This is a genomic window from Collinsella aerofaciens, assembly GCF_039752985.1.
Lineage (GTDB): Bacteria > Actinomycetota > Coriobacteriia > Coriobacteriales > Coriobacteriaceae > Collinsella > Collinsella aerofaciens_BT.
This window is the reverse complement of the sequence record NZ_JBDMHA010000006.1, coordinates 38559-48080: the sequence shown is the minus strand read 5'-3', so window position 1 is coordinate 48080 and position 9522 is coordinate 38559. Positions and strand designations below refer to the sequence as shown.

Below are 9522 nucleotides of genomic sequence, written 5' to 3'. Positions count from 1 at the left end.
TCACCATTGTCGGCCTAATCCGCGGTCTTTCATGCAGCAGGGGCTCTCAATGTTTTTATGTCCTGCTCATATCGTCTGTGTCTCGAGGACTCGTTAACGCCCTGAAATAGAGCTATCTTCGGCATCGGTCTCTCGTCAAAAACTAAGTGAGTAGACTTTTCGAAACTTGCCGAGCAGACCATCCGTATTGCTTTATAAAGTCGCAGGGAAATGACTTGTTTCAAAACGGCCTGGTCGCCATCAAGCCAAAAGTCTACTCACTTAGAACCGCAGCCGTCCACGATCGAACTGTTTTGTGTCTAACGGGCATCTTTCCGTCAATTACTCCCAATTTTGTCCAGTCAACGAATAGTTCAGACCGAAGTAATGTCTCAGCCCTTTGCTCATCTGAGCTTTTATCGCGATATTCAGCATCGAGCATCCTGCATACGGTCTTAACGATCGCGCGGAATCTACCCTCATCGGATATCTGTCTGTGTGTCAGGAGAAGTACATCGTAGCCCATGGCCTGAAGGGCCGTCATGCGGTCAGCGTCACGCAAGCCATCCCCTGCGCGTCCGTGCGAGGCCTTTCCCTGACATTCAATGGCCACCTGTCGCCTACCGTCCGGTGAAGAAAGAAGTAGGTCGATATATACACGGGACTTTCCCACAATCGCTCGAGCACTTGTGTTTAGCATCACTTCAACATTAAGCTCTATGCCGCAAAAACCTTCGCCTCCCAGGGATCGCGGCAATGCAAGTAGCAAATACGCCTCGACCTCAAAAGGCGATGCGGCACCCAATGGAACGAGTTGCGATACCGTCATAAATCTATTGCCGTAACGCATCCCACAAACATCTGAACAAAAACGGTCAAGGTCTCTGCCCAAAACCAAAGCGTCTCGACGCCATAAATTTGAAGCGGTGCCGTCCTCGGACGGGCAGCGCACCCAACCCAACGTCGTCGAAATCGCGCCCGAATCAATTGCACGCGTAAGCTCCGCCTCAAGTGCCGCCGGCAGAGCACACACCGCAAACAGGCCGCACATCTCCGCCAACACAAAAAGAAGCTGAAGATCCGTCAGATGCCGCGACATGATGAATGCCGTCAGTAGAGGAGACGTAATCAAAAATCCATGCTCCGTTTCCAGCACGGATTCCCTGGGGAGCTCACCAAGGAACAGCCGCTGCCTAATGCTGGTAGGACAAGTCCGCTTGTTTCTCGACCGAACCAATGTATACAACGGAAAGCCGAGCGCAACCGCAGCAGTCGGGTTACGGGCGAGATCATATCGCTGCCGGTCTTCTTCCGGCCGTGGAAGCGGCGGACACAAAGCGCGAACCTGAGGGGGCAAACGCCAGTACCTAAAAGCCGATATGTCACAAAGTAGATCCTTCATAGGCACAGGAAAACACGAATTTCAACCCAGTCAGTCACGCATTGGCGCGAACGCACCAAAAATGGCACCGAACGGACTGCTAAGTTTTCAACAGCCCTCCCCAACTGGCCAAAAGCTTGCCAAGAGCTGGACGAAGTTCTGTTGAAAACCCCATTTTTTCGCATGCAAAAGCTTTATGCGGCAAGTGAGTAGACTTTTTTGAACATCCCGAGCAGGCCGGTCATCCTGCTTTTCAAAACCGCAGGTAGATAGCTTGTTATAAAACTGCCTGGTCGCCAAAGTGCCAAAAGTCTACTCACTTAGATTGCAGAATGCCCCCGTTAGCTGCAATTCCAAGGTGCTAAGCACTTTTGGACTCAGATCGTCATACTGAACAAGAATTTGACTTGAGTTTTCAGGGACAGATGCGCCATCGGCACACCAATAACAGCCACTGATATCGACAAAAGGGATACTCGAGCGCGTGAGGGCCCGCACAAAAGAGCTTCCGCCCGCTCCGCGCTCCGCAACCACGGTGCAGTAAAGGCCCGCGTCTGCGTGTTCGATCGAGACTTCCCCTGCCGGAAATACCTTGCGCACAAGCGCCATCAGGCCATCACGCGCCTCGCGAGCACGAACGCGCACGCGGTTCACATGTCGCTCGTAATCACCCGATTCCAGTAAACGCGCCAAAGCAACCTGGTCAACAGAGCTCACCGACGAGGCGTAAAAACCAAGGTTGCGCCTAAACCGCTCCATTAGCTCATCGGGCAACACCATGTACGCTAGACGCAACGCCGATGACAGGCTCTTCGAAAACGTGTTGGTGTAAATAACCGACTGGGCGGCATCGATCGATGCGAGCGCAGGAATCGGCTTGCCGGCAAGGCGAAACTCACAATCAAAGTCATCTTCGATGAGATATCGACCTGGTCGCTCGGCGGCCCAGCTCAGAAGCGCATAGCGACGCGCAATGCTCGTCACAAGGCCGGTCGGATACTGATGGGACGGCATCAGATGAAGGACATCGGTCCCGCTTTTCTGCAGAGTGCTCAAGTCCACGCCCTCATCATCCAACGGGATATGTCGAACTTTGCAGCCCATAGCCTGATAGATGCGCGTCAGACGCAAATAGCCCGGGTCCTCAACGGCATACACCTTGTCAGCGCCAAGCAACTGAACCAACATAGTATCGAGCAGCTGGGCGCCCGCACCGATAACGATGTTGTTGGGGTCGGCATTCATACCCCTTGTCCCGCGCAGATGGTGAGCAATTGCGCGTCGCAGCCGAGCGGTGCCCTGCGCCGGTGCGGGCGAAAAGATTTCGCGCTCGTCTTCGGATGCCAGCGTCGCCCGTAGCGCGCTTTGCCAAAGCCGCGCCGCCTCCAAAGCGGAAGGAGAAAGCGCATCGAATCGCTCGACCTGTCCGTTGACATCATGCACGCTGGGGCCCACAGAGACGGCATCTCGGTCGATGCCCTCCGAAGCCAAAGGCAAAACCGGTGCATCCGGAAGCTTGCAAGCGTAGTAGCCACGCCGCGGCTTTGAGCAAATATAGCCCTCGGCAAGTAACTGGCTATATGCATTCTCGATAGTAATGACACTGATTCCCAGATGACTGGCAAAGGCGCGCTTAGACGGCAGATGCTCCCCCGCCGCAATACGGCCAGCAACAATATCATCTCGAATTTGCTGGTAAACATACTCATAGAGCGATGCCTCGCCACGTTTTTCCAAATTGTAGTCAAGCATGAGTTTGCCACCTGACCTTATCGAGCTGTTCAACCTGGTATTAGGCTGACCTTATTATTATCTCGAAAACTGAGTATTTTGCCATACCCAGCTCCCCGATAGGATGTTCCGTCAAGCAATGCACATGCCAACCAAGGGAGCAACCATGGCAGAACAGACCAGCAAGGCCGATCGCGTCAAACTCAATCGCGAACTCGCGCAGATGCTCAAGGGCGGCGTCATCATGGACGTCACTACACCCGAGCAGGCGCGCATCGCCGAGGAGGCAGGCGCCTGCGCCGTCATGGCACTCGAACGCATCCCGGCCGACATCCGCGCCGCAGGCGGCGTCTCGCGCATGAGCGACCCCAAGATGATCAAGGGCATCCAAGAGGCCGTCTCCATCCCCGTTATGGCCAAGTGCCGCATCGGTCACATTGTCGAGGCGCAGGTCCTGCAGGCTATCGAGATCGATTACATCGACGAGTCCGAGGTTCTCTCCCCTGCCGATGACGTCTATCACATCGACAAGACCCAGTTTGACGTGCCGTTTGTCTGCGGCGCCCGCGATCTGGGCGAGGCGCTGCGCCGTGTTGCCGAGGGCGCCACGATGATTCGCACCAAGGGTGAGCCGGGTACGGGCGACGTCGTTCAGGCCGTGCGTCACATGCGCAAAATCCAAAAGCAGATCCGCGACGTTGTTGCCCTGCGCGACGACGAGCTCTTTGAGGCAGCCAAGCAACTGCAGGTTCCGGTCGAGCTGGTGCGCGAGGTCCATGCCACGGGAAAGCTTCCCGTCGTGAACTTTGCCGCCGGCGGCGTAGCGACCCCCGCCGACGCCGCGCTTATGATGCAGTTGGGCGCCGAAGGCGTGTTTGTCGGCTCGGGCATCTTTAAGAGCGGCGACCCCGCCAAGCGCGCCGGCGCCATCGTCAAGGCCGTGGCAAACTTCACCGACGCCAAACTCATCGCCGAGCTTTCGGAGGACCTGGGCGAGGCCATGGTCGGCATCAACGCCGACGAGATCGAAATCATCATGGAGGAGCGCGGGCGCTAGTCCAGCAGAAAGGATCGCACATGAGCGATTATGCAGACCAAACGGTCGCCGTGCTGGCGGTCCAAGGTGCTTTTGCCGAGCACGAGGCAAGACTATCCGAGCTGGGCGCACGTTGTATTGAGCTGAGGCAGGCGGCCGATTTGAAGCAGGACTTTGACCGTCTGGTACTTCCCGGCGGCGAGTCTACCGTTCAAGGGAAGCTGCTTAATGAGCTGGGCATGCTCGAGGAGCTTCGCACCCACATTGTTGAAGGCATGCCCGTCCTTGGCACCTGCGCCGGCTTGATTCTATTGGCGCGCGATCTTGCCGCACACGACGATAAGGGAACGCCGCGCCTAGCAACCATGAACGTACTCGTTGAGCGCAATGCCTACGGCAGGCAGCTCGGCAGTTTTCGAACCAAGGGGCAGGTAGCTGGCATCGACGGTGAAGTGCCGCTGACGTTTATCCGCGCGCCCCGCATCGTCGAGGTCCACGGCGACGCAAAGGCCTTAGCGAAAGTCGACGGCCGTATCGTCGCCGCGCGCCAGGGCAACCAGCTCGGCGTAACCTTCCACCCCGAACTCGACGAAGACACCCGCCTCCACGAAATGTTTCTACAAATGTAGGCATCGAAATCAACAAACAAAATGAGAGTGGATAATCTCCCACTTTGAGCTTGAATGCAGACTCAAACCGGGAGATTATCCACTCTCATGCTATGCAATCGTTGGGGACGTTCTTAAACGACTAGTCAAACAAGAACGTCCCCAACGACTATCTTTTAGCAGGTCTGGATCATGGCAATGCCGATGTTTTGGCACCGACAGCGAGCGCCTACCAGAGCGAACAAATTGGCATGAAAAGAGGACGGCATAGACCTTCTGGTCATGCCGTCCTCTTTGAATGACAAGTTGTCGCTCTGGTGGGCGCGCAGCGTCAACTAGTTACGCGGTTTGGTAAAACCGCGTAACCCAACTAGAAGCGGTTACCGCGGAAGCCGCCACCGTTGCGGCCGCCACGGTCGCCACCGCGACCGCCGCGGTCGTTACCACGGTTGCCGCCGAAGCCGCCACGGTTGCCGCCGCGGTCGCCATAGCCACCACGGTTGCCACCAAAGCCGCCGCGACCGCCACGGTCGCCGCCACGGTCACCAAAGCCGCCACGGCCGCCACGGTCGCCACCGCGACCGCCGCGGTCGCCACCACGGCCACCACGATCGCCAAAGCCGCCGCGGCCGCCACGGTCGCCGCCACGGCCACCACGGTCGTCACGGCCGCCGCGAGGACCGCGATCCTCGTCCAGGCCCATGGCGACGAGCGGAGCGATAACCTTATCGAGAGCGGCCATCAGCTCGGTGGCCTCCTCGTAAGAAAGCTCGGGCAGGAGCTTCTCCTTCTTGTTGGCAAGCTCGACCAGGCCCTCAGCGGCATCCTCGGCGGCGAAGACAACAATCTTGCGCATATCGCCCTCGGCGTCGTCGATGCGGCCGACCAGATCGGCAGCCTCGGCCTCGGCCATCAGGCCATCGAGCTCACGAAGGCGCATGCCCAGCAGGTCGGACATTTCCTTCTGCTCCATCTTGGGCTTGAGGTCAAGAAGCTTGATGGCGCGCTCGATGTTCGCCATGCGCTCGGCCTTGGCCTCCTCCTCCTTGGAAATAGCAAAGCGACGGCTACGCAGCAGGCGGGCGGCCTTCTGCATCTTGTCCATCAGCTCTTCGTCATCGTAATCAACGGCGGCCTCGACAACCTCGGCCTCCTCCTCGGCGGAAACCTCGTCAGCAGCCTCAACCTCGGCAGCTTCGGTCTCCACGGTCTCGACTGCCTCGACCTCGGCAGCCATGGTCTCGTTCTCGGTCTCGTTCATGATCTCTTCGTTCTCGGACATGAGACTCCTTCTTGGCCCTCTCGGGCATCATCGCCCCATTCGCGGGGCCCGTCGCGCACTCTTTGCGCTTTAAACAATCATGCCTCTCGGCAAAACGTCCATTAGTTTATGGTGTCGCCATCCAATCTAGCTGCAGAATCTATGTGCACACATTAATGCGACATGTGTGACTCGCGACGAGCGTACACCAGCGACGCCACGAACCCGACCGCGGCAATTACAGCCGCCACACGCACGGCAGCTGCAAATCCAATCGCCTGGGCAACGTCCGTCGCAACGCCAGCGGCGCCGGCAGTCGCCGCAGAACTCGAGAGCAGGCCGATAAACAGCGACGGGCCAAACGATGCGGCAATCATGTTCCACGTATTGAGCAATGCCGTTCCGTGAGGATGCTCGGCGGCAGGCAGCGTCTCCAAGCCGGCCGTCTGCGAGGGGCTCAGCACCAAACCGACTCCGGCATACACCACAACGGTCAGTGCCACGACGACGCCGATGTTCATACTCGCCGCCGTCATCGAGATTGCAGTCTGCCCCACGGCAATCAGGGCAAAGCCGACCGGCAGCAGCGGCCATGCGCCACGGGCGTCCATCACGCGTCCGCCCACAATCGAGGTCACGGCGTTGCAGGCAATCGCCGGCAAAATGAGCAAGCCCGCAGCAAGTGCGGTCATGCCGTATGCGCCCTCAAAATAGAGCGGCAACAAAACGCTCATCGAGAACGTCGTCATCATCGACACCACCACAAGCAGACACGCAGGCCAATAACGAACGCTCGCCATGGGACGCACGTTAAGCACCGGATGCTCGAGCTTGAGCTGGCGGGCCGCAAACAGGCCGAGCAGCACAATGGCGGCGAAAAGCGTCACGATACCGGCAATCAGATTGGTCGAGAACTCGCCTACGGAATACACAAATGCCGTAATGCCGGCGGCGAGCAAAACAACCGACAGAATATCAAGCGTGGTGTTCGAGCGCTCTCCAACATTCTGAACAAGCTTTACGCCCGCCGCAGCGACCGCAATGCCGCCCACCAGCGGTACTACGAACACCGCCCTCCAGCCAAACAACGTGCACATAAGACCGCTGATCACGGGTCCAAACGCCGGCCCTAGCGTAATGCAGGCACCGCCCAGGCTAAGATACAGACCAAGCTTCTCGCGCGGGGCGCAAGACAGCACCACGTTCATCATGAGCGGGAACAAGATGCCCGATCCCGCAGCCTGCAAAATACGGCTTGGCAGCAAAACGCTAAACGACGGAGCGAACAGGCACAGGACTTCGCCGGCGACCATGCATCCGCATGCGAAAAACAGCAGCTTGCGCGTCGAGAAACGGCCGGACAGGAAGGCCATGATGGCCGTAAAGATCGACGTCACGATCATGTAGCCCGAAACGAGCCACTGCGCCGTGGTGGCACTCACCGAAAAGGCCGCCATAATGTCGTGCAACGCCACATTAATGATGTTCTCGTTAAACGCGGCAACAAAGGCTGCGATATACATTACGACGAGAGACGCCGCAGTGGCCGATGGCGTTTCTTGAACTTGTTGCTGAGATTTGCTCCCCATGCATTTCCTTCCTCTTGGAACGACAGTCGCATCGCCCCAGAGGAACAGTCCAGGGCGAAAATGAGCCCTAGACTTACGCCAGACGCCGTACACGACGAGTCTGGCAACATGGTCCAACGTCGAGAAATTTTAACGCGAACGCGCAGCTTTCCTTCCGCGCTATTATTAAAAGTCCACGAAAGCATGAGACATGAGGAGCCCGCCATGATTAAGCCCATCATGAAATCCGAGTTCTTTTTGCGCCTGCCTTCCGAAGACGCGGGACCCGACGATGCCGCGACCGGGCAGGATCTCCTGGATACGCTCCACGAGCATGAGCACGAGTGCGTGGGCCTCGCCGCCAACATGATCGGCGTGCGCAAACGCATCATCTGCATAAAGGACGGCAACAGGACGCTCCTGATGTACAACCCTCAAATTCTTGAGCAGGTCAATGCCTATCAGACGAGCGAAGGATGCCTCTCGCTGATCGGCGAGCGTCCCTGCACCCGCTATCGCCGCATTAAGGTGGAGTATTTGGACGAGAACTTCGTCCACCGCATCAAAAACTTCTCGGGCTACACCGCCGAGATCATCCAGCACGAAATCGACCACTGCAACGGGATCGTTATTTAGTTCCGCCGATTCAAGAAAGCTCCCTGCAGCAAAGCAACTGCAGGGAGCTTTTCATAGTGCGGAACTTCTATCCCACTAGCTCTGGCGGTAATGGTCAAAGAAGTCGGCGAGGTCTTCGAGCGACTCTTTGAGCACTTCCATGCGCGGCAGGTACACGATGCGGAAGTGATCGGGCTCGGCCCAGTTAAAGCCGCCGCCGCGCGTGATCAGAATCTTCTTCTCGTGCAGCAGGTCGAGGGCAAACTGCTCGTCATCGGTGATGTTGAACTTCTTAACATCCATCTTGGGGAAGATGTAGAACGCCGCACGCGGCTTAACCACCGAGATGCCGTCAATCTTGCTGAGTGCCTCATACACAAAGTTGCGCTGCTCGTAGACACGGCCGCCGGGACGGATGTAGTCGTTAACGGACTGATGGCCACCGAGTGCCGTCTGAACGATCGACTGAGCCGGCACGTTGGAGCACAGGCGCATGTTGGAGAGCATGTTGATGCCCATGATGAAGTCGCTCATGCAGCGCTGGTTGCCCGAAAGCACCATCCAGCCTATACGATAGCCCGCAATCATGTGCGACTTGGAAAGGCCACTAAAGGTAACGCAGGGCAGGTCGGGGGCGAGCGAGGCAATCGAGACGTGCTCGTAGCCGTCCATGCACAGGCGGTCGTAGATCTCATCGGCAAAAATCATCAGCTGATGCCTGCGTGCAACCTCGACGATGCCCTCGAGCACCTCGCGCGGATAGACGGAACCCGTGGGGTTGTTGGGGTTGATGATGACGAGGGCTTTGGTCGCGCTCGTGATCTTGGACTCCATATCCTCCAGGTCGGGATACCAATCCGCCTGCTCATCGCACAGATAGTGCACGGGATGACCACCGGCAAGTGTTGCGCACGCCGTCCAGAGCGGATAGTCGGGGCTGGGGATCAGAATCTCGTCGCCATTGTCGAGCAGCGCGTTCATCGAAAGCTGAATGAGCTCGGACACGCCGTTGCCTGTGTAGATATGCTCCATCTGAACGTTGGGCAGACCCTTGATCTGCGAATACTGCATAATCGCCTTGCGCGCGGAGAACAGGCCGCGCGAGTTGGAATAGCCTTCGCAGTCGGGCAGCTGCTGGCGCATGTCCTTGATAACCTCGTCGGGCGTGCGGAAACCGAAGGGCGCCGGGTTGCCGATATTGAGCTTGAGGATGCGCTCGCCTTCGTCCTCCATACGGGCAGCCTCGTCGACGACGGGGCCGCGCACGTCATACAGAACGTTCTCGAGTTTGGTGGATTTGGAAAAAGTACGCATGGTGGTGCTCCTTGGAATTTGAGTTGAGG

At 57.7% G+C, this 9522-nt stretch carries 8 protein-coding genes; 3 read left to right on the top strand and 5 right to left on the bottom strand.

Going from position 1 to position 9522, the window contains the following annotated elements; genetic code table 11:
* Nucleotides 1–253: 253 nt before the first annotated feature.
* Entirely contained in the window at nt 254–1135 is an 882-nt protein-coding gene (locus ABHR76_RS01705) for a hypothetical protein (RefSeq protein ID WP_346976637.1), read from the bottom strand.
* Nucleotides 1136–1672: 537 nt separating this feature from the next.
* Complete coding sequence (gene pdxR, locus ABHR76_RS01700) at nt 1673–3112, bottom strand: MocR-like pyridoxine biosynthesis transcription factor PdxR (RefSeq protein WP_346976636.1); 1440 nt, start codon at nt 3110–3112, stop codon at nt 1673–1675.
* A gap of 145 nt (nt 3113–3257) precedes the next feature.
* On the opposite strand from pdxR, the gene pdxS reads away from it, so the two are divergent.
* Both pdxS and pdxT read left to right on the top strand, forming a co-directional pair.
* Nucleotides 3258–4148, top strand: a complete 891-nt coding sequence (gene pdxS / locus ABHR76_RS01695) for a pyridoxal 5'-phosphate synthase lyase subunit PdxS (RefSeq protein WP_346976635.1) — start codon at nt 3258–3260, stop codon at nt 4146–4148.
* 20 nt (nt 4149–4168) lie between these two features.
* Nucleotides 4169–4756, top strand: a complete 588-nt coding sequence (gene pdxT / locus ABHR76_RS01690; RefSeq protein WP_346976633.1) for a pyridoxal 5'-phosphate synthase glutaminase subunit PdxT — start codon at nt 4169–4171, stop codon at nt 4754–4756.
* Nucleotides 4757–5105: 349 nt separating this feature from the next.
* Here pdxT and ABHR76_RS01685 read toward each other — a convergent pair whose 3' ends face one another.
* Together ABHR76_RS01685 and ABHR76_RS01680 are read right to left on the bottom strand one after the other, a co-directional pair.
* Nucleotides 5106–6017, bottom strand: a complete 912-nt coding sequence (locus tag ABHR76_RS01685; RefSeq protein WP_035137032.1) for a hypothetical protein — start codon at nt 6015–6017, stop codon at nt 5106–5108.
* A 152-nt stretch (nt 6018–6169) separates the two neighbouring features.
* Entirely contained in the window at nt 6170–7519 is a 1350-nt protein-coding gene (locus tag ABHR76_RS01680) for an MFS transporter (protein ID WP_229066824.1), read from the bottom strand.
* Between the two features lie 270 nt (nt 7520–7789).
* Between ABHR76_RS01680 and ABHR76_RS01675 the strand changes: the two genes are divergently transcribed.
* Nucleotides 7790–8200 (top strand): peptide deformylase, encoded by a 411-nt coding sequence (locus tag ABHR76_RS01675; protein WP_138111874.1) that lies wholly within the window; start codon nt 7790–7792, stop codon nt 8198–8200.
* A 75-nt stretch (nt 8201–8275) separates the two neighbouring features.
* Here the strand turns inward: ABHR76_RS01675 and ABHR76_RS01670 are convergent.
* Nucleotides 8276–9522: aminotransferase class I/II-fold pyridoxal phosphate-dependent enzyme (locus ABHR76_RS01670; RefSeq protein ID WP_346976632.1), on the bottom strand; the 1247-nt coding region annotated here is incomplete at its 5' end.

Bases quoted from the DNA above. Each gene is read 5' to 3' on its own strand.
- pdxR (WP_346976636.1), bottom strand. From the start codon at position 3,112: ATGCTTGACTACAATTTGGAAAAACGTGGCGAGGCATCGCTCTATGAG.
- pdxS (WP_346976635.1), top strand. From the start codon at position 3,258: ATGGCAGAACAGACCAGCAAGGCCGATCGCGTCAAACTCAATCGCGAA.
- pdxT (WP_346976633.1), top strand. From the start codon at position 4,169: ATGAGCGATTATGCAGACCAAACGGTCGCCGTGCTGGCGGTCCAAGGT.
- ABHR76_RS01685 (WP_035137032.1), bottom strand. From the start codon at position 6,017: ATGTCCGAGAACGAAGAGATCATGAACGAGACCGAGAACGAGACCATG.
- ABHR76_RS01680 (WP_229066824.1), bottom strand. From the start codon at position 7,519: ATGTATATCGCAGCCTTTGTTGCCGCGTTTAACGAGAACATCATTAAT.
- ABHR76_RS01675 (WP_138111874.1), top strand. From the start codon at position 7,790: ATGATTAAGCCCATCATGAAATCCGAGTTCTTTTTGCGCCTGCCTTCC.